This is a genomic window from Asaia bogorensis, assembly GCF_900465345.1.
Classification (GTDB): Bacteria; Pseudomonadota; Alphaproteobacteria; order Acetobacterales; family Acetobacteraceae; genus Asaia; species Asaia bogorensis_A.
Window position 1 is genome coordinate 210,873 of sequence record NZ_UEGO01000004.1, and the last position, 20,063, is coordinate 230,935.

Sequence of the window (20,063 nt, forward strand, 5' to 3'; positions counted from 1 at the left end):
GAGTGCCGATGTCCGAGACCAAGATCCCCGTCACCGTTCTCACCGGCTTTCTCGGTGCCGGGAAAACCACGCTGCTCAACCATATTCTCTCGAGCGAGCACGGGCGCAAATATGCCGTTCTCGTCAATGAGTTCGGCGAACTGGGCGTCGATGGCGATCTGGTGGTCGATGCGGATGAAGAGGTGTTCGAGACCAATAACGGTTGCATCTGCTGTACCGTACGCGGCGATCTGATCCGTATCCTCGGCAGCCTGCTGCGTCGTCGTGGCAAGTTTGACGGTATCATTGTCGAGACCACCGGTCTTGCCGATCCGGCCCCCGTGGCCCAAACCTTTTTCGTGGACGAAAACCTGCGCGAGAAATCACGCCTCGACGCCGTCGTAACCGTGGTCGACGCCTATAATGTCATCCAGACGCTGGACGAGAGCCCCGAGGCGATCCGTCAGGTGGCGTTTGCGGATGTGATCATTCTCAACAAGACCGATCTCGTGGATGAAGCCGGGCTTGAGGCCATCGAGGCGCGTCTGCGCGGGATCAATGCCAGCGTGCAGATCCATCGTGCCCAGCACAGCGCCGTGGCACTCAGCACTGTGCTCGATCAGGGCGGGTTCGACCTCGAACGCGCGCTGGAAACCATGCCGGACTTCCTTGAGAACAACGAGCACTCGCATGAGGAGGGCGTTACCAGCATGTCCTTCGCCGTCGAGGAGCCGCTTGACGAACAGCGCTTCCAGGCGTGGATCGGCGCGATCCTTCAGGAACAGGGCGCGGATATCCTGCGGTCCAAGGGCATCATGCATTTTGCGGGCAAGGATGAGCGCTTTGCGTTCCAGGCCGTGCACATGATGGCCGATGGCGACTATATCGGCAAAGGCAAGGAGGGCGAGAGCAAGGAATCGCGCATCGTCTTCATCGGTCGCAACCTCAACCGTCCGCAGCTTCGTCGTGGCTTTGAAAGCTGCCGCGCATGAGCGAGATGACCGAACTCCTCGCCACACGTGGCGCGGAAAAGACCATTGGTTCGCCCGTTACCGTCGCCGCCTGCGCCCGCGACGGCCAGACCTTCGCGCTCGGCACGGTCGAAGGCGAGATCTTCCTGATCCCTGTTGCCGGGATCAAACATCCTGAAACATGGCAGCGCATCGAGGCCCATGACGGTGCCGTGCTCTGCCTCACTGCCGATACCGGCAAAACAGGTTTCGTTAGCGGTGGCGAGGATAACCGCCTGTGCCGCACCCTGCCCGATGGCACGGTGAGCGAACTGCACAAGTGCCGCCGCTGGGTGGATTGCGTGGCCACGACCCCTGACCATCTGGCCTTTTCGACCGGCAAGCAGCTTGAGATCCGCGACGCCTCCGGCGAGACGACCCTCAAGACCCTTGAGCACCCCTCGACCGTTACCGGCATCGTTTTTGACGCCAAGGGCAAGCGTGTCGCTGCATCACATTATAACGGCGTGTCGATGTGGTTTGTTGGCGCGAAAGTGGACACGGTGCGCCCCCTCGAATGGAAGGGCAGTCACACCACCCTCGCCATCCATCCGGCTGGCGAGGCCCTCGTGACCGCGATGCAGGAAAATGACCTGCATGGCTGGCGCCTGTCTGACAGCCATAACATGCGCATGAGCGGCTACCCCAAGCGCGTGACCTCGCTCTCCTTTACCCGTAACGGGCGCTGGCTTGCGACCTCAGGCGCCGATGCCATCGTGCTCTGGCCTTTCTTCGGCGGCGGCCCGATGGGCAAACCCCCGACCGAACTTGCGCGCCTGCCTGGCGTGTTCTGTTCGGCCGTTGCGGCCCACCCCAAGAACGACATCATTGCGGCAGGCTTTGAAGATGGCTCAGTTCTTCTCGCCGAACTCGGCTCCGAGCGTGTCCTGCCCATTTGCCTTGGCAAACGTGGCAAGGTAACCGGCCTGGTCTTTTCCCCGCTCGGTGGTGTGATGGTATTCGGTACGGATGACGGCGTGATTGCCGCCATCGATCTTTCTTCGGCAGGCTAGGCTTTTCATGGGGCTTTGCCCCATCCCCCACCCAAGGACATGCGTCCTTTGGAAACCTGTCTGTCGAACAGGATCAGAGGGGGGGTGTCCGTGCCCGAAAGGCGAGAGCCACGCCCCTGAGAATTACAGGCCGAGTTCGCTCAGTGACGGATGGTCATCCGGGCGGCGGCCCTGCGGCCAGTGGAACAGCCGATCAGCGCTGTTGATGGCAAGATCATTGATCGACGCCATACGCTGCGCCATCAGGCCTTGTGCGTCGAAAACCCAGTTCTCATTCCCGTAGGAGCGAAACCACTGGCCCGAGGCGTCGTGCCACTCATAGGCAAAGCGCACGGCAATACGGTCGTCCTGATACGCAAAGAGCTCCTTGATCAGCCGGTAATCCTGCTCGGCAGCCCATTTGCGTTCAAGGAACGCGACAATAGCCGGGCGACCCTGCAGGAACTCATTGCGATTGCGCCATTGGCTCTCGACACTATACGCCAGTGAGACCTGAGACGGGTTGCGGCTGTTCCATGCATCCTCGGCACGACGTACCTTCAGCCGCGCCGTTTCTGCGGTAAAGGGAGGAACCAGAGCCGCGGGGTCTTTGGTCATGAACTTGCCTTCCTGAACGCCCCCGCCTGCACAACAGTGAATATCGCCGTCGTGAGGCGCGCCAGATCCTCTGGAGTGATCGTGAAGGCGGGTGTGAGATAGATGATATTGCGAAACGGCCTGACCCAGACGCCGCACGCAACAAGCGCGGCCTTAAGCCCGGCCATATCCTCGATCGCTTCAAGCTCGACCACACCGATCGCGCCCAGCACACGCACATCACGCACGCCAGACAGAGCACGACAGGGCTCCAGCTGATCACGCAGCATCGCTGAAAGCGCGGCGACCTGAGCCAGGCGCGGCTCACGCCCGAAAAGATCAAGCGAGGCACAGGCGGCGGCGCAGGCCAGGGCATTGGCCATGAAAGTCGGGCCATGCATGAGCGCGGCCATGGGTGAGTCGGACAGAAACGCCTCATAGACATGGCGGCGCGCAACGGTTGCCGCCAAAGCCATTGTGCCACCGGTCAGGGCTTTGGAGAGCGTGATGATATCGGGCACAATCCCGGCTTGCTCGCAGGCAAACATGGTGCCTGTGCGCCCGAAACCCGTGAAAATCTCATCGAGTATCAGCAACACGCCATGTTTGTCGGCCAGTTGCCGTAGTCGGGCAAGCACCTCGGGGGCATGGAACACCATACCGCCAGCACCCTGCACCAGAGGCTCGGTGATGATTGCCGCGATACTGCCCGCATGATGCGCCAGAAGCTGGTCGAGGGCCTCATAGCATGCTGCGTCGAGGGGTAAATCAGCAATAACCTGCTCGGGAAACACGCCGCTGAAGAGGCTGTGCATCCCCTCTTCAGGATCGCAGATCGACATCGTCGCAAGCGTGTCACCGTGATAGCCCCCACGGAAGGAGAGCAGCCTCGTACGTCCTTTTTCACCGCGATTGAGCCAGAACTGGATCGCCATTTTCATGGCCACTTCGACGGCCACCGAACCGCTATCGGTGAAAAAACAATGGGCGAGATCACCCGGCAGGAGTGCCGTCAGACGCTCTGACAGCTCCATGACCGGCCGATGAACCAGCCCGCCAAGCATGACATGGGGCATGGCATCGAGCTGGGCCGCCACCCGGGCACGTATATGGGGATGATTATAACCGTGACAGGCCGTCCACCACGAGGCGATCCCATCCACCAGCGAGCGGCCATCTTCCAGAACGATGCGCGTATCCTGCGTCCGCGCCGCAATGAGCGGCGCAGGCGCTGTGTGCATCTGGGTATAGGGCAGCCAGACAGGACTTGTGGAAGGCTTTTCGGATGTCATGCCTTACTGCCCGCTATCGGGCTCACGATCGGCATCGTAGAGCACCTGAAGCACGGCGCACCACGGATAGCGCGTGTCATAGAACTGACCCTCGGCGGTTGCGAGCGCACCGTTGGAATCGGTCGGAACATGGGTCAGGGATACCGTATCATCCACATTGCCGCCGATGATGCTCAGCTCATTGCCAAAAGGCGGGGCATTCTGATGCGTGGCAACCACGATGCCGCAATGGGAAGGGAACCCATAGGAGGTTGGCAGCATGGCAAAGGTCACGCTGCGGCTCTTGCCGCGACCCACGCAGAGCAGATCACCCAGCTGGGGAATATAGGTTTTCGGGTCCTGCGCGCGCAGACCCGTGGACTGTCCCGAAGCGGCGGCATTGATATAGGTCGAATGGTTGGGCGAATAGGGAAAGCGGTCATTCGCACCGGCCACGCGCATCACATAGGAGATGAACGCCGCCGACCAGGCGTAATGCCCGTCATTCTCGGGGCGGAAAAGCTGACCATCCGCATTGTATTTGCCGCTCCATGAGACTTCCGTCTCATAGGGGTCCTGCCCGATCCACCAGTACTCGCCTACACGCTGCCAGAGGCCGGGGATACGCTCGGGCTTGAGCGAGGGGGCACTTGGCTCGGGACGATCCTCGGGATCGTCATCGCTGACAGGGTTACCGAACATGCGCCATTCGCGCATGGCGATCGCCACAACATCCTGACGGTTGAACGGCACGAAATTGCGCGAGGCGAAGTCGGGCACATGGCCATCATAGCCATAGGCCCCGACACGCCCGTTGGCATATTGTGCCATAGGCGTCTGGGCCGGATGTTGCGCTGCATTCTGAACCGCAGTCGACGCGCACCCTGAAAGCAGCATGAGCGCACCAAGAGCGCCGACAACCCGGCTCTGCCCGGCAAGGGTATTCTGCGCATATGATCGTAAAGAAAACAGTCCGGCGCCCATGATGTGATTCTTCTCCCTGTATGCGCAACGAGCGCCGAACAGCGCCGGTTCATTACAGCGAGATAGGAACGAGAGCGGCGCTCCGGTCAAGTGCCGCTCTTGTCATGCCTTGGTGACTGCCTTGCGCGAGGCAGCCGAGGCTTCAGCCAGCCTGATCAGGGAACAGGGAAGCAAGAGCCTCGGCAGTTGCCTCGCAGCGGCCACGCTCGGTAATCAGCCCTGAAACCAGTCGGGCCGGGGTAACGTCGAAGGCCGGATTGGCGGCCTTGGTAATCCGGGGGGTGACGCGCACGCGGGCAGCCTGACCCTGCTCATCGATGCCATGAACATAGGTTACTTCCTCGCCCGAACGCTCCTCGATGGGAATTTCCTTCACACCATCGGTTACCCGCCAGTCGATGGTCGAGGAAGGCAGCGCGACCCAGAAGGGCACGTTATTGTCATGAGCCGCCAGGGCCTTGAGATACGTGCCGATCTTGTTTGCAACATCTCCCTGACGGGTTACGCGATCTGTCCCTACGATCACCAGATCAACATCGCCATGCTGCATCAGGTGCCCACCGGCATTATCCGCGACCAGCGTGTGCGGCACGCCATGCGCCCCCAACTCCCAGGCTGTCAGCAATGCGCCCTGATTGCGGGGGCGTGTCTCATCCACCCACACATGAACGGGCAGCCCGGCATCATGGGCCATATAGATTGGGGCCAGGGCTGTGCCCCAATCGACCGTGGCAATCCATCCTGCATTGCAATGGGTCAGGATATTGAGACGTTCCTGACCGGGACGGCGCTTCTCCCAGAGCGTACGAAACAGCTCAAGCCCATGACGACCGATGGATTCATTGACCTGCACATCCTCGTCACAGATCGCATCCGCCTCTTCATAGGCTGCCTTCACGCGGGCATCAGGCGCCAGAGGCTGAAGATGCGCCACCATGCGTTCGATGGCCCAGCGCAGATTGATGGCCGTCGGGCGCGTCTCGACCAGACGCGCTGCGGCGTCCTTCAGCCCGGCATCGGATGCGTCTTTCTGCAGGGCAAAGGCCAGACCATAAGCGGCAACCGCGCCAATCAGGGGGGCACCGCGCACCTGCATGGTACGAATGGCATGGGCTACCTGATCCTCTTCGCGCAGGGCGAGAACATCGAGCGTCCAGGGGAGCTTGGTCTGGTCGAAGATATGCACGAGAGCCGGGTCATGGGCGTCGCGCCAGACACTGCGATAGGGCGTACCGTTGATTTTCATGTGGGTATCCGTCTTGTGAGCCACGCAATGCGGGGGAACTGCTTCCTGACAAGGGAGCCGGTGTCATGATCAGAGGGCTAGCATGTGGCAAATAAGGGGAGAGGACTCAAGTTCCTGTACCCTTATTTCCTGTAACGCACCGGGCTTTTTCATGAATCTGCCACGATACTGACAAGCTGTGGAACCACGCTGATGATCGGGAACAAGGTTTTACGGCTGGGCCGATCCGGTCTATATTGGGGCATAGGCAAAAGGACCAGAATATGAGCGAACCGCAATGGCTGACCTGGGCACGGGACGTGCAGGCGATCGCCCAGAACGGGCTCACCTTCTGCCAGAACCCCTATGATCGCGAACGGTACGAGCAGTTGCGCGTGCTCGCATCGTCCATGATCGCCGCGCTGGGCCAGAACACACCCGAGACAGTGCTGACCCTGTTCACGAATGAAAATGGCTACGCCACCCCCAAGATCGATGTCCGTGGCGCGGTATTCAACGCGGCAGGCGCGATCCTTATGGTACGCGAAGCCATCGATCAGGATCGCTGGACCCTGCCTGGCGGCTGGGCGGACGTGAATTTCACCACGGCCGAAAACACGCTCAAGGAAGTCATGGAAGAGAGCGGGTACAGCGCGGAAATCATCAAGCTGGCCGCCCTTTGGGACCGCAACAGACAGGGCCACCCGCCTGACGTCTTTTCCTGTGCCAAGGTGTTCTATCTGTGTCGTCTGACAGGCGGCACCCCCACCATCGACAATCTCGAAACCTCGGGGATCGGCTGGTTCAACCGTGACAACCTGCCTGATGATCTCTCTTTGACACGGCTCCTGCCCCATCAGCTTCGCCGCATGTTCGATCATTACGACCAGCCGGATCTGGCGACGGATTACGACTGACGCCATGAAGGTCATGACCATTCTCCCCCGCCGGGAGGGCTATGCGCCCGACCGTGCAGGGGCCATCGCGCTTCTGATCTCCCGTCTGGCGTCCCCGGAAGATATCGTGATCGGCACCGAAATCACCGGCTCACCTTTGCCGGGTGGCCAGTTCATAGCCGTGACCGAACCGGGCGGGCTGCATCGCTGGCGCCGTGATGGCACGCGCTATCGGATTGCCTGCCAGCGTGAGATCAGACGGCATCGACCCGATCTGGTGGAGGTGCATAACCGTCCGGCTCTGGCGCGGGCGCTCCGGAAGTGTGGTGTCCCGGTTCACCTTATTTTGCATAACGACCCACAGGACATGCATGGGGCCCGTCGTCCGCGCCAGCGTCAGGAGCTCATGCAGCATGTGAAAGTGTTCACGGTCTCTTTCTGGCTGCGACGACGCTTTCTGGAAGACCTCGATGACGGACCGGTTACGGTCATGCCCAATTGTCTCGATCTGTCTGCCCTGCCCGCTCCCCCCGAGAAACGCGCGAAACTGGTGCTTTTTGCAGGCCGCATGGTGGCGGATAAGGGGGCCGACGCCTTCGTGCGCGCCTGGGCTGCGGTCAGCCAGAAGGCTCCGGGCTGGAAAGCGATCATGATCGGGGCCGATCGCTTTCGCTTCAATTCGCCACGCACAACCTTTGTCGATCGGGTCGAGGCCAGCGCGAGCGCGGCCGGAATTACGCTCTGTGGCTATCAGATGCATCATCAGGTGCTCGAAGCCATGGCGGCGGCCTCGATCGTCGTCGTGCCCAGCCGTTGGCCCGAGCCTTTCGGTCTGACTGCGCTAGAGGCCATGGCGAGCGGCGCGGCTGTTATCGCCTCACCCCGCGGGGGCCTGCCTGAAGTTGTGGGAGAGGCAGCTCTTCTGGCCCTCCCGGATGAAGGCGATGCGCTTGAAAAAGCAATGCTGCGCCTGATCGAGAACGAAGCACTCAGAGCAGAATGCGTCCGGCGTGGATACGAGCAGGCGCAGAAATTTGATCTGGCACGCGCCCGTCAATTACTAAAGAAAATGCGTGATAAATCGGTAAACCTCGGAAAATCGCACTAAGCGGTGATCTGTGGCGCCGCATATTCGACACATTAAAGACATTGGCTATGACCGTACAGTATTTCTCTGAGAGGACACATGTCTAAAACACGAATCCTGCCTGCCCTTGCTCTTGCTGCTTTTGTGGCGGCACCTGTGGCTCATGCACAAACTTCAGGATGCGATACCAATACAGGAAATACAGGTGTGATTGGTCGCTTGGCGGCCAAGGAAAACTGCCTGAACAATCGGGTGCAGAACTGGCAGAACAAGAACAAGGAAGCATCCGAAGCTCGTCAAAAGAAGATCGACGAACTGCGCGACAAATACACTAATGCTCCCGAGCGTGAACGCGAGAAGATCCAGAACAAGATCGATGCCCAGAAGGACAAGCTGAACAACCTGAAGCAAGAGCGCACCCAGCGCATTGATCAGTTCAAGGCTGACCAGAAAGCTCAGCGCGACCAGATGAAGGCATTGTCGGACAAGACAAAGCAGGATTTTCGCAATCTGGGTCGCTTGAACTGACGGTTTGACAGGATGGCGTGTCCGTCATCCTGATATTTCCCCCTTCTCCCTTGCAGCCCAACCCTATGGGCTGCAAGGGCCGCGATTTGTCCTTACTGACCCGCAGACAGCGAAATGTGTCGGATAAAAAAGACCTGCTAGAGCCGAATTCCCGTGTCTCGCCATGACATTCGGCGTTAAGACAGGCGCCATGACGGTTTCTCCCCCCATACAGGGCTCCCGCCCAGTCGTTCCTACGCCTGGTTCAGCGCACGCGCCGAAGCAATGGCAGAGTGAGCGAAAACTGGCAGTGCTCACCGGTGCCTCAGGAGGAATCGGCGTTCTGATCGGCCGGATCCTTTTATCGCAGGGCTATGATCTCATTGCGCTTTGCCGCTCGAAGCCCGATCTTGATTCCGGCCGCACCCTCCATATTCCCTACGATCTTTCCCAAACCGAGACGCTTGCTTCAGCCAGCGAGACGATCGGGCAGTTTGATCGTCGGGTGTTTGCCCTCATCCATTGTGCAGGACTGATCACGCCATCCCCGGTTGCCGAAGCTGAAGAGGCCATGCTCACAGCGCAGATCACCCTCAATCTTACCGCGCCCATTCTTCTCACACGCCATCTCCTGCCGCATATGAGGCCTGGCAGCACCCGCAGCGAACCAGGCGGTCATATCGTTTTCATCAATTCCATGTCGGCAGTCATGCCCCTGGCCGGAAGTGCGGCCTATGCCGCGGCCAAGGCTGGTCTGCGAAGCTTTGCACTCTCGCTCGCCCAGGAACTGCGTCCATCAAGTCTCTCGGTCAGCAGCGTTTTTCCCGGTGCGGTACAGACATCCATGCTGCAACGCGAGATGGAAGAGGGTGGCTCGGTGCTGAATTACGTGAGCACACCCCTCGATCCCGGAAAAGTCGCCCAGGCCGTCATCAACCAGCTTGGCAAAACCCGGAAGAATACCTGCCGCGAGCAGTTCATGCCCGCCATTGATGGCGTATTTGGCAAGATGTGTATGGTCGTACCCGCGCTTTTGCGCCTGACCCTGCCTGCACTCCATGCGATCGGACGGCGTAATTACGAGAAGGCCCGACATCGCAACTGAGCAATGACACCCATACCGGGGTCGGGTCATGCCGAAGAATTGACAAGCCCACGCCATAGCGGCAGGGACAAGCCATGACGCGCTTTGATCCGCTTCTCAGACAGGCACTCGACACGCTGGAATCCCGTTCCCTGCGTCGCACCTTGCGCCCCCTGCATCGCACCCCCGATGCGGTTCTGCGTCAGGGCCGCGAAGTGCTCGATTTCTCGTCAAACGATTATCTTGGTCTCTCGGGTCATCCACTTCTGCGAGACCGCGCCGCCGACTGGGCTGTGCAGCATGGCACGGGAGCGCGGGCGTCACGGCTGGTCAGTGGCACGCTGGATCTGCATCAACAGGTCGAGGGACGCCTTGCCCGCTTCAAGGGGGCAGAAGCCGCCCTGCTGTTCGCTTCGGGCTGGCAAGCCAATGCTGCTGTTCTGCCCGCCCTGTTCCGCCTGGCCCGTGAACAGACCGGCGCGCCGCCGCTGGTCTTTACCGACAAGCTCAATCACGCCAGCATGCATCACGGTTGTGCTGCAGCCGGGGTGAAGCAGATCAGGTTCCGTCACAACGATCTGGCCCATCTCGAGGTCTTGCTTGAGCGCCACGCCGAACAGCCCGGCATGCGCTTCATCGTAACCGAGAGCGTCTTTTCCATGGATGGCGATACGGCCGATATTGCCGCGCTAAGCGCTCTGGCCAAACGATACGATGCCTTCTTCTACCTTGATGAGGCCCATGCAACGGGTGTTCTGGGCCCCCAGGGGCGCGGCCTGTCTCATGGTCATGAGGTGGATCTCGTCATGGGCACATTCAGCAAGGCGCTGGGCAGCATGGGAGCCTATATTGCCGGTTCACGCGCCCTGTGCGACTGGATCATCACGGCATGCTCGGGGTTCATCTACAGCACAGCCCCATCCCCGCCGATGTTGGGCGCCATGGATGCGGCTCTGGAACTCATGCCTGATCTGGAGGCGGCCCGCCTGAAACTGCGGCAGAATGCCGCACTCCTGCGTCAACGGCTCAACGAAGCCGGGATCGATACAGGCGGTTCAACCACGCAGATCATTCCCGTCATGATCGGCGATGAGGAAGCGACCCTTGCTCTTGCCGAAACGCTCGAAAAGCAGGGCCTGCTGACCATCGCCATCCGTCCGCCAACGGTCCCCGCCGGGTCGGCGCGTCTGCGTCTGGCCCTCAGTGCCAGCCATGATGAAGCCGCCATCAACAGGCTTGCCGATGCCCTGACCGGAGCCCTGCGGCCAGGCCGGTCATGAAGCTCGTCTTTGTTCACGGATGGAGTTTCGATGCCCGGTTCTGGTCCCCGGTTCACGAGGCACTCGGCCATCCTGACTCGGTTTTTCTCGATCGCGGCTACACAGGTGCGCCCGAAACACTGACCCTGCCCGACGCCCCCTATCTTGCCATCACCCACTCAGCAGGCACGGCAGATCTTCTCGCCCGCGACCTCACCGGGTGTCGCGGCATCGTGGCATTCAACAGTTTCGCCCGTTTCACCCGGTCGGACGATTTTCCCGAAGGTCTTCCTCCCCGTATCCTCTCCCGCATGGCCAGTCGCCTGTCCGATGATCCGGCGGGGGTTGTCACGCAGTTCCGGCAGCAATTCGAGCCCTTCCTGCCCTGCACCACGCTGGCACCCGACAGGTTGCAGGCCGGGCTTGATGCGCTGATAGCGACCGATGCCAGAGCCGAAGCGCGCCGCTGGGGGGCCAGTCTGACAACAATTAGCGGCACGAATGATCCGCTGGTAACACCTGCCATGACCCAGGCCGGCTTCCCTCTGGCGAAGACCCTGCAACGCGAAGGCGGGCATCTTCTGCCCCTGACCGATCCTGAGGGTTGCGCCGCCATCATCCGGGACCGGCTGGAGCAAGGCGCATGAGTGAGGAAACCAGCCGCCTCGCCCCGATTGCCGCCCGTTTCGACATGGCCGAACATTATGATCAGGCTGCGCGTGTTCAGGCTCTCACGGCCATCGCGCTTGCACAGCATATTGCCTCGCATGTCACGCCGGATAACCTGCCCCGCCGGATTCTGGAGCTGGGCTGCGGCACTGGGGCCCTCACCCGCCTCCTGCGCGGGCTTTTCCCGGCGGCAGAGATCACCGCCATCGACCTCTCACCCGGCATGATCGCCCGCGCTGCACGCGCCGTGCCCGATATCTGTTATCACGTGATGGATGCCGAGCACCCGACCCTGCCCGGGCCGTTCGATCTCATCTGTTCCAGCTTCTGCATGCAGTGGTTCAGCAATCGGGAAGCCGCCTTTCGTCGACTGGCCCATCTTCTGGCACCGGGTGGGCGATTGGAGGTGACAACGCTGGCTGAAGGCAGCTTTGCCCAATGGCGCGAGGCCTGCGCCGCGCAATCCCTGCCCTGCGGCTTCCCGGATTATCCCACGGCCAGAACGCTTCTGGCTGAACTCCCCCCGTCGCTTCAGGGCGAATGGTCGCTTGAGACGTTGCGTGATCCTGTAGGTTCCGCACGCGCGTTTCTGCTCGACCTCAGAAAAATTGGGGCGACAACGCCCAAGGAGGCCAGCCGCAAGCTGACAGCCCCCGAACTTCGGCGCGTGATGCAGCATTTCGACAGGATGACCAACGAGATGGACTACCAGATTGCTTTCGGCAGCGCCGTAAAGACACGGGGCGTTTTCGTCACAGGGACGGATACCGGGATCGGCAAGACCCTTGTGTCAGCCATTCTCACCCGTGCGCTCGATGCCACCTACTGGAAGCCCTTTCAGACCGGGCTGAGCGATGAAGCAGGCGACACGCATAGCGTCAGTGCGCTTGCCGCCCTCCCCGCTTCACGTGTGCTGGCCCCCGCCCATGCCTTTCTCGCCCCGCTCTCACCGCAGGACGCGGCGGCGGCAGAGGGCCGGACGGTCAACCTGGAGGGCCTGACCCTGCCGGATTGCACGGGGCCTCTGGTGGTCGAGGGTGCCGGCGGGCTGATGGTGCCGCTCAATGACGAGGCCCTGCTGATTGACTGGGCGGCCACACTGGGCCTACCGATCATTCTTGTCACCCGCTCCACACTGGGCACGATCAATCACACGCTGCTCAGTCTCGAAGCCCTGAAGCGGCGCAGTATCGCCATTGCCGGCGTGGTGATGAGCGGCCCCCCGAACGCCGCCAATCGGGCGGCCATAGAGCATTTCGGGCAGGTGCCTGTGCTGGCCGAAATTCCTCTGCTGGACGCCATCACGCCGCAAAGCGTGGCGCAAGAGGCAGAACGCCTGCGCGAAACCCTGAGACTACAGGGTTTCTGACCCATTCTGTGCCGCTGTCAGCCGGGAAAATACAGGGGCAGATTCTGGTATTGCCAGCCACAGACCCGCCCGCGCTGACCGTTTGCATCCGGCTGGCCTTCATATCCCTCGACCACATTCACCGCCTCGACATAGCCGAGATGCGCCGCAAGTTCCGCCGTCTGCTGTGAGCGCACGCCCGAGCGGCACAGGAACAACACGGGCGTTTCCAGCGAGGGCACAAGCTCACGCAACGAGCGTGCGAAACCATTGGCATCGTAAGGGTCCCAGCTCAGGGTTTTGACATCCTTGTCGAGGGTTGAGAGGTCGGGCAATCCAACCAGCTGCCATTCGCCGGGGGTGCGCACATCAATCAGGACGGCATCCTTGTCTGTCGTCAGGCGTTCCCAGGCAGCTTGTGCCGAAATACAGTCGACCATCGTTTTTCCTCATTTATTTTACATGTCGCGACGTTAAACTCTCAAACCGCAGACGTATAGGATGGAATGTAGATGACCACGCAGAACGTGACCCCCTCCCACGCCACCAGTGTCATTCCGGGCTGGCAGCACCCTTCAGATGGTATGATCGGCGCCATTGGCGGCACGCCGCTGATCCGTCTGAAGCTGGCGTCGGAAGCGACCGGCTGCGAAATCTACGGCAAGGCCGAGTTCATGAATCCCGGAGGGTCGGTCAAGGATCGTGCGGCTCTGGCTATCATTCTGGATGCCGAGAAGCGGGGCGCCCTCAAGCCGGGCGGTGTGATCGTTGAAGGCACGGCAGGCAACACCGGTATCGGTCTTACCCTCGTCGCCAAGGCCCGTGGTTATCGCACCATCATTGTCATGCCGGAAACGCAAAGCCGTGAGAAAATCGATTTCCTGCGCATGATCGGCGCCGATCTGCGCCTCGTGCCTGCCAAGCCCTTCCGTGACCCCGGCAATTACGTGCATGTCTCCCGCCGTATTGCCGAGGAAACCGACAATGCCGTCTGGGCCAATCAGTTCGACAACACTGCCAACCGCGAAGGCCATCGCACAACCACGGCGGCCGAGATCTGGCAGCAGCTCGATGGTCGTGTCGATGCGTTCACCTGCGCCTGCGGCACGGGTGGTACGCTGGCAGGTGTTGCTCTGGGCCTAGGCGAACTGGCCGAGGCGGCGGGTCGCAAGCGCCCCGAGATCGTTCTGGCCGATCCGGAAGGCTCAGGGCTGTATGGCTGGGTCAAATCGAACGATCTGAGTGTTTCAGGCGGCTCGATTACCGAAGGGATCGGGCAATCCCGCGTGACGGGCAATCTGGAGGGCATCACGATTGACGATGCCGAGCGTATTCCCGATGCCGAAGCGCTTGAGCAGATCTTCTCGCTTCAGGATCGCGAGGGAATCTCGTTGGGCGGCTCGGCGGGAATCAACGTGGCGGCAGCGATTCGCGTGGCAAAACGCCTTGGTCCGGGCCATCGCATTGTAACAATCCTCTGCGATGGTGGAGCACGCTACCAGTCCAAGATCTTCAATCCTGAATTCCTGCGGGCCAAAAACCTGCCGACCCCACCCTGGCTCGATTGAGACAGGTTTTCGCAAGTTGTGACGGAATGAAACAGCCCCTTGAAGGGGACATTCGATTCGGACCAATGTTACATTCATGGAAACGACCCCGCACCTTCTCATCGTTGATGATGACCGCGAGATACGCGAGCTGCTCTGCCGCTTTCTCGAGCGCAACCATTTTCGCGTGACCGCCGCACGCGACGGGCGTGAAGCCCGTCGTGCCTGGGCGGCCGGCCATTATCAGCTTGTGGTGCTCGACCTGATGCTCCCTGGCGAAAGCGGGCTCGACATTGCCCGCTGGCTGCGCAGCCAGGACAATGTTCCAATCATCATGCTGACCGCCATGAGCGATGAGACAGACCGTATCATCGGCCTCGAATTCGGCGCGGACGACTACGTGGCCAAGCCCTTCAACCCGCGTGAACTGCTGGCTCGTATCCGTGCCGTGCTTCGTCGCACCGCCGACAGTTCCGACAAGAAGCTTTCGGCGGATTCACGCATGATCCGCTTTTCGGGCTGGACACTCGAGCCTGCGCGCCGTCGTCTGCTCAATCCGGACGGGGCCGAAGTGCCGCTGACAGGTGGCGAATACGACATGCTTCTCGCGTTTCTCGAACGCGCCAACCGTGTCCTGACACGTGACATGCTGCTGGAAATGCTGCGTGGCCGACAGGCCGGGCCGTTCGATCGCGCCATTGACGTTGCGGTGAGCCGTCTGCGCCGCAAACTGGAGGATGACGGGCGTAACGCCCAGATGATCAAGACGGTACGCGGGGGCGGCTATGTTCTGGCCGCCGATGTCGAACGCCTCTGACACCGTGATCCATCTTCTGCCGCGCTCGCTGCGAGCGCGCACCAATCTGCTTCTGATTGCAGGGCTTTGCGTGGTTCAGGCGGCCGGCCTGACCATCCATGCCCTCGATCATCTCAATATTGCCGACCGGGCAGAGATGCATGACAACGAGCATCATGCCTTTTCGATCTATCATACGCTGGTCGAACTTCCACCCGCCGACCGTCAGGCCGGGCTCGATGCGATAGAAGTTCCCTCGAATTTCAAGATCATTCTCGACACCAAGCCAGACACGCATTTTCCAAATTCCTTTGTGCCGCTGCCATTTGCCATGAACCCCATGATGCATGGTGCCCCGCCCCCCGAGCGGCAGGATGAGGGCGGTTTTCCGCCTCCGGGTGAGATGAACGGCGCTGAGGGTCACAATCCTTTCCCCTTTGAGGGAATGCCGCCCCCCGCGGGAGGCTTCGATCCCGGGCAGTCCGAAGAGCGCAGACCGCCCCCGTTCCTGCCGCCAGCTCTCTCAGGCATCGGCATGCTGCCTGCGCGTCTGCGCCCGCAACGCATGGTCGTGGGCCACAAACCCGGTACGCGCCATTACGCAATGTCATTGCAAATGCCCGATGATCACCGTTGGCTGGTCATGAACTACACGGTGCGACCACCCAATCCGTTTGGTTCACCCACCTTCATGATCTCCTTTGCCCTGATGACGATCTGCGGCGGTGGCCTGATCCTCTGGGGTTCGCTCCGGCTCATTGCTCCTGTCGCAACGCTCGCCAACGCAGCCACGGCACTTGGCCGCGATGTCCATACGCAGCCACTGCCCGAATCAGGGCCAACCGAAATTCGTCAGGCGGCAATGGCTTTCAACACCATGGCAGCGCGTATCCGGCGTTTCGTGACGGATCGCACCCTCATGCTGACCGCCATCGGTCATGACCTGCGCACGCCCATCACGCGCCTGAAGCTGCGCGCTGAATTCATTGATGATGACGAGTTGCGTGACAAGTTTCTGGCCGATCTGGACGAGATGGAAAGCATGGTTGCCGCGACCCTCGCCTTCGGTCGTGACAGTTCGACCCAGGAGCCCATGACGGCGCTTGATCTAGGCGCACTCCTGCAAACCATCGCGGATGAAGCTGCTGAAGCCCGCCCCGACCTTGCCGATCAGGTAAGCTACCACGAGCCGGACAATGCCATTCGTATCAGGGCACGTTCGCTGGCGCTCAAACGCGCCCTGACCAACCTCGTCATGAATGCGCTGAAATATGGCGGATCAGCCACCATCAGCGTGACATGTACCCGTGGGCCCGGTCAGGAAAAGAACGTCTGTATCCGTATCGACGATAATGGCCCCGGCCTGCCGCAGGAAGATCTCGAACGCATGTTCGAACCCTTTGTGCGTGCCGAAACCAGCCGCAACCGCGAAACCGGCGGCACCGGCCTTGGTCTGGCCATCGCCCGCTCTACCGTGCGCGGTCAGGGCGGGGATGTCACCCTTGTCAACCGCCCCGAAGGAGGGCTGCGCGCAAGCGTCATCCTGCCTTTATAAGCAATCCGGGTTCTGCCCGAACCCGGCGGCCTTTCCCTGCCCTTCAGCCTGATTACCGGCAAACCTGGTCAGGGGGTGCGCTACTGGCACCGCAGGGCGCGGCGCGCGAACGCTGCATCAACCTGATTGCCATGCGCTTACTGCCTTTTCGCTGGCAGGAGTTGGTAACCGCTCTGTCTGGGTCGCCTCGTTATTCAGTCGAGTCCAGAGGCGCACCTCTGGCGGGGTGCGGGGCAGCGCCCCGCGTCACCTATCGCCTAACGTTTGACTGTTCGCACCGCCAGAGTACCCGCTCCCTGGATAAGCCCCACGAGAAGGATCAGCACAGCCACCACAGCAAACATGATGGTGGTGTTGAAGCGCTGATAGCCGTAGCGAATGGCCAGATCACCCAGACCGCCCGCACCGATCGCCCCTGCCATGGCCGAGGCGCCGACAAGGGTGATGGCGGTGACAGTCAGCCCTGAGAGCAATCCGGGCAGGGCTTCGGGAATCAGCACATAGCGGATGACCATCCAGCGCGTTCCGCCCATGACACGCACCGCCTCGATCAGCCCGGGCTCTATTTCCTGGAGGGAAATTTCGGCAATGCGGGCGAAATAGGGAATGGCTGCAATCGAGAGCGGCACAATGGCCGCCAGCGTACCCAGAGACGTACCGGCAATCAGCCGCGTGACCGGAATGAGCAGGACCAGCAGGATGATGAACGGAATGGCCCTGATGGCGTCGATCAGCCAGCCGATGGGGTAGCCAAGCCACGGCACATCATACAAATCCTTGCGACGGGTCGCGATCATCAGCACGGCAAGAGGCAGGCCAAACACAAGGGCCACCAATGTCGAGGCTGCAACCATTTCCACCGTCTGGAGGGTGGAATCGATGATGAGCTTACCGATCAGCCGGTACATAGCCGAGTATCTCCGTCACATGGGCCTGCTGGTCGAGATAGAGGCTGAGCGATGGGCTCAGCGGCGCGGATAGGGCCAGGATCATGTCGGTCAGGGGTTCTCCCCCGCAATCAAGCGCCCCGCCTTGCACAAGCGTGATATCCTGATCGAAACGACGCGTGATCTCCGACAGAAACGCCGTGCAGGCAGCCTGTGGGCCAAGCACGACACGCAGCAGAGTCCTGTCTCCGGGGCGCGGATCGGGCGAAAGCTTCTCACGGACATAGGCCGGCAGGGTCGGTCGGATATCGGCCAGAAGCCGTTCCAGACGCTCATCGCCGCGACTGTCACGCAGCAAGGTCGCCATCGTGCCGTTTTCGATCAGTGCGCCATGATCGAGCACCAGCACGCGATGGGCAAAACGTCGCACAACATCCATCTCATGCGTGATCAGGATGATTGTCAGGCCCAGATCACGGTTGATCTGCGCCAGCAATTCGAGAATGGAGGACGTCGTGTGCGGATCGAGGGCAGATGTCGCCTCGTCGCACAGAAGCAACGAGGGTGAATTGGCAATGGCACGCGCAATGCCCACACGCTGCTTCTGACCGCCTGACAATTCGGAGGGGCGTTTGTGCCCGTGCCCTTCGAGCCCGACCAGCGTCAGGAGTTCCGCCACGCGTGGGGCAATCCGAGCACGGGGCCAGCCGGCAATTTCTAGCGGCAAGGCAATGTTGCCAGCCGCATCGCGTGAGTTGAGCAGGTTGAAATGCTGGAACACGAGCCCGACCTTGCGGCGCACCGCCACGAGGTCGCGTTCAGGCAGGGCAGCGAGATCGGCTCCGTCGAGCAGGATTCGCCCTTCCGAAGGGCGCTCAAGCGCACAGAGGCAACGCAGCAGCGTGGATTTTCCGGCGCCGGAGCTGCCGATCACACCGATGATCTCGCCTTTATCAACCTGAAAACTGATATCGCTCAGAGCGGCCTGCGTCCCGAAACGGCACGACAGACCCGAGACATCAAGAAGCGTCATGAAAACGCAGGGATGACAGTATTGGCGTAAACATCAATGAGCGCCTGACGGATATTAGGCTGCTGATAGGCGCTCACCAGCGGCTTTACCCAAGGCGCCTGCACATCATCGGTATTGACGGCAATCACGCAGATATAGGGATTGTCCTTCACGCCCTCGCGCGCCAGCCGCTCATGCACCACATCGACCCCGGCCTTGTGTGCCCAGTCGGTGTTGATCACCGCGGCATCCAGATCCGGCAGGGCACGCCCCACGACCCCGGCATCCAGCTCGCGTATGGTGAATTCATGCGGATTCTCGGTGATGTCCAGCGGCGTCGGCAGCAGGCCCGCAGATGGCGACAGCTTGATGAAGCCCAGTGTCTGAAGCAGCAGCAGCGCACGCCCTTCATTGCTCGGGTCATTGGGCACACCGATCACCGCACCCTTGGGGAGGGCGGCAAGCGTTTTCCATTTGCGCGAATAGAGACCGATCGGGGCAACATATGTATCCCCGACAGGGGTAATACGGTAGCCATGCGCGTCACACTGCGCCTTGAGAAACGGCTTGTGCTGGAAGGAATTCGCATCGAGGTCGTGCGACGCCAGCGCCTCATCCGGTGTCGAGTAATCAGAGAACGTGACTATCTTGAGCGCCAGCCCCTGCTTCTGCGCATTCTGGCTAACCAGGCGCCAGATATCCTCATCCTCGCCCGCCATGATACCCACACGAATAGGTTTACCATCGGCGCGGGCACTACGCAGGCTCAGAGCCATGGACGCACCAAGAAGCGAGGACAACACCGTACGACGCGGGAGCGAGGCGAAGGACATGAGAAAGATATCCGGTTCCTGGCGCGAGCCGATAAATTGAACGATTTTTCTTCGTTAATAATATCAGTCTCGACGCATTCAACGATTGATCTGTGTCTTATACAGAACGCTCGATAAAGCAATGTTCCATCGCGTTCGAATGGCTCAACTCCCAAGCATGAGTTGATCGGCTCTACTGAGGCCGCGATCAGGTATCTTTGCCTTCAGCCTGATCATCAGGAAGCGACCACCCCAGCCATCAGGACTTGCCCATAGACTGACGATCTCATCCCCTTTGTCGCTGAGCATCTCCACAAGGAGCACAATATGCTGGTGACCTCCGCTCTGGTATGTCTTGCGTCATATCAGATCCCGCTCCAGCCTTGTTGCACTGCCCTTCGACGCAAGACAGGCTGCGTCGGGCGTGCTGGCTGATGCTCTTTCATTGATCGTTTCACCAATCACGCCGTCATTCTCTTAAGGTGTCGCCTGAAAAATCCGCTTCATATGCTCGGGTATAGGAGAGAGGCCCATCCCGTTGCCCAG

Annotated in this window: 20 protein-coding genes; 12 read left to right on the plus strand and 8 right to left on the minus strand. The window is 60.7% G+C overall.

What is annotated here, in order from left to right:
* Positions 1 to 8: 8 nt before the first annotated feature.
* Positions 9 to 971, plus strand: a complete 963-nt coding sequence (locus ED655_RS03030) for a CobW family GTP-binding protein (protein ID WP_062163788.1) — start codon at positions 9 to 11, stop codon at positions 969 to 971.
* A 5-nt stretch (positions 972 to 976) separates the two neighbouring features.
* Positions 977 to 2,002, plus strand: a complete 1,026-nt coding sequence (locus ED655_RS03035; protein ID WP_122048914.1) for a WD40 repeat domain-containing protein — start codon at positions 977 to 979, stop codon at positions 2,000 to 2,002.
* Positions 2,003 to 2,125: 123 nt separating this feature from the next.
* Here the strand turns inward: ED655_RS03035 and ED655_RS03040 are convergent, their stop codons facing one another.
* From ED655_RS03040 to mtnA, 4 genes are all read right to left on the minus strand, one after another.
* Positions 2,126 to 2,599 carry a nuclear transport factor 2 family protein gene (locus ED655_RS03040; RefSeq protein WP_122048915.1) on the minus strand — a complete coding sequence of 158 codons (474 nt, stop codon included), beginning with the start codon at positions 2,597 to 2,599 and terminating at the stop codon, positions 2,126 to 2,128.
* Entirely contained in the window at positions 2,596 to 3,870 is a 1,275-nt protein-coding gene (locus tag ED655_RS03045; protein ID WP_122048916.1) for an adenosylmethionine--8-amino-7-oxononanoate transaminase, read from the minus strand. Before ED655_RS03045 ends, ED655_RS03040 begins: the two co-directional genes overlap by 4 nt.
* 3 nt (positions 3,871 to 3,873) lie before the next feature.
* Positions 3,874 to 4,746 (minus strand): DUF2272 domain-containing protein, encoded by an 873-nt coding sequence (locus tag ED655_RS03050; RefSeq protein WP_031240175.1) that lies wholly within the window; start codon positions 4,744 to 4,746, stop codon positions 3,874 to 3,876.
* A 229-nt stretch (positions 4,747 to 4,975) separates the two neighbouring features.
* Complete coding sequence (mtnA, locus tag ED655_RS03055; RefSeq protein ID WP_122048917.1) at positions 4,976 to 6,079, minus strand: S-methyl-5-thioribose-1-phosphate isomerase; 1,104 nt, start codon at positions 6,077 to 6,079, stop codon at positions 4,976 to 4,978.
* Positions 6,080 to 6,342: 263 nt separating this feature from the next.
* On the opposite strand from mtnA, the gene ED655_RS03060 reads away from it, so the two are divergent.
* From ED655_RS03060 to bioD, 7 genes are all read left to right on the plus strand, one after another.
* Entirely contained in the window at positions 6,343 to 6,975 is a 633-nt protein-coding gene (locus ED655_RS03060) for an NUDIX hydrolase (protein ID WP_122048918.1), read from the plus strand.
* Positions 6,976 to 6,988: 13 nt separating this feature from the next.
* Entirely contained in the window at positions 6,989 to 8,062 is a 1,074-nt protein-coding gene (locus ED655_RS03065) for a glycosyltransferase family 4 protein (protein WP_346773204.1), read from the plus strand.
* A 78-nt stretch (positions 8,063 to 8,140) separates the two neighbouring features.
* Positions 8,141 to 8,569 (plus strand): hypothetical protein, encoded by a 429-nt coding sequence (locus ED655_RS03070; RefSeq protein WP_122048920.1) that lies wholly within the window; start codon positions 8,141 to 8,143, stop codon positions 8,567 to 8,569.
* Positions 8,570 to 8,759: 190 nt separating this feature from the next.
* Positions 8,760 to 9,653, plus strand: coding sequence for an SDR family NAD(P)-dependent oxidoreductase (locus tag ED655_RS03075; RefSeq protein ID WP_122048982.1), 894 nt, complete (start codon positions 8,760 to 8,762; stop codon positions 9,651 to 9,653).
* A gap of 74 nt (positions 9,654 to 9,727) precedes the next feature.
* Positions 9,728 to 10,912: an aminotransferase class I/II-fold pyridoxal phosphate-dependent enzyme gene (locus ED655_RS03080; RefSeq protein ID WP_122048921.1), complete on the plus strand. Its 1,185-nt coding sequence runs from the start codon at positions 9,728 to 9,730 to the stop codon at positions 10,910 to 10,912.
* Positions 10,909 to 11,538, plus strand: coding sequence for an alpha/beta fold hydrolase (locus tag ED655_RS03085; protein ID WP_122048922.1), 630 nt, complete (start codon positions 10,909 to 10,911; stop codon positions 11,536 to 11,538). The genes ED655_RS03080 and ED655_RS03085 overlap by 4 nt, the downstream gene beginning before the upstream one ends.
* Complete coding sequence (bioD, locus tag ED655_RS03090) at positions 11,535 to 12,929, plus strand: dethiobiotin synthase (protein ID WP_122048923.1); 1,395 nt, start codon at positions 11,535 to 11,537, stop codon at positions 12,927 to 12,929. Before ED655_RS03085 ends, bioD begins: the two co-directional genes overlap by 4 nt.
* 17 nt (positions 12,930 to 12,946) lie before the next feature.
* Here the strand turns inward: bioD and ED655_RS03095 are convergent, their stop codons facing one another.
* Positions 12,947 to 13,348: a rhodanese-like domain-containing protein gene (locus ED655_RS03095; RefSeq protein ID WP_122048924.1), complete on the minus strand. Its 402-nt coding sequence runs from the start codon at positions 13,346 to 13,348 to the stop codon at positions 12,947 to 12,949.
* A 144-nt stretch (positions 13,349 to 13,492) separates the two neighbouring features.
* Between ED655_RS03095 and ED655_RS03100 the strand changes: the two genes are divergently transcribed.
* The 3 genes from ED655_RS03100 to ED655_RS03110 all read left to right on the plus strand — a co-directional run bounded on the left by ED655_RS03100 (position 13,493) and on the right by ED655_RS03110 (position 16,806).
* Entirely contained in the window at positions 13,493 to 14,476 is a 984-nt protein-coding gene (locus ED655_RS03100; protein ID WP_240993468.1) for a cysteine synthase A, read from the plus strand.
* A 76-nt stretch (positions 14,477 to 14,552) separates the two neighbouring features.
* On the plus strand, positions 14,553 to 15,272 hold the full coding sequence (locus tag ED655_RS03105; RefSeq protein ID WP_023978778.1) for a response regulator: 720 nt from the start codon (positions 14,553 to 14,555) through the stop codon (positions 15,270 to 15,272).
* Positions 15,241 to 16,806: an ATP-binding protein gene (locus tag ED655_RS03110; RefSeq protein ID WP_240993463.1), complete on the plus strand. Its 1,566-nt coding sequence runs from the start codon at positions 15,241 to 15,243 to the stop codon at positions 16,804 to 16,806. Before ED655_RS03105 ends, ED655_RS03110 begins: the two co-directional genes overlap by 32 nt.
* A 257-nt stretch (positions 16,807 to 17,063) precedes the next feature.
* Here the strand turns inward: ED655_RS03110 and ED655_RS03115 are convergent, their stop codons facing one another.
* From ED655_RS03115 to ED655_RS03125, 3 genes are read right to left on the minus strand one after another with little or no spacing between them, the layout of a single operon-like run.
* The gene (locus ED655_RS03115; RefSeq protein WP_023978780.1) at positions 17,064 to 17,714 is read right to left on the minus strand and encodes a methionine ABC transporter permease; all 651 of its coding nucleotides are present in this window, start codon (positions 17,712 to 17,714) and stop codon (positions 17,064 to 17,066) included.
* Complete coding sequence (locus tag ED655_RS16015) at positions 17,695 to 18,726, minus strand: ATP-binding cassette domain-containing protein (protein ID WP_122048926.1); 1,032 nt, start codon at positions 18,724 to 18,726, stop codon at positions 17,695 to 17,697. The genes ED655_RS03115 and ED655_RS16015 overlap by 20 nt, the downstream gene beginning before the upstream one ends.
* A complete protein-coding gene (locus tag ED655_RS03125) occupies positions 18,723 to 19,538 on the minus strand; it encodes a MetQ/NlpA family ABC transporter substrate-binding protein (protein WP_122048927.1) in 816 nt (271 codons plus the stop codon). Before ED655_RS03125 ends, ED655_RS16015 begins: the two co-directional genes overlap by 4 nt.
* Positions 19,539 to 20,063 lie beyond the last annotated feature (525 nt).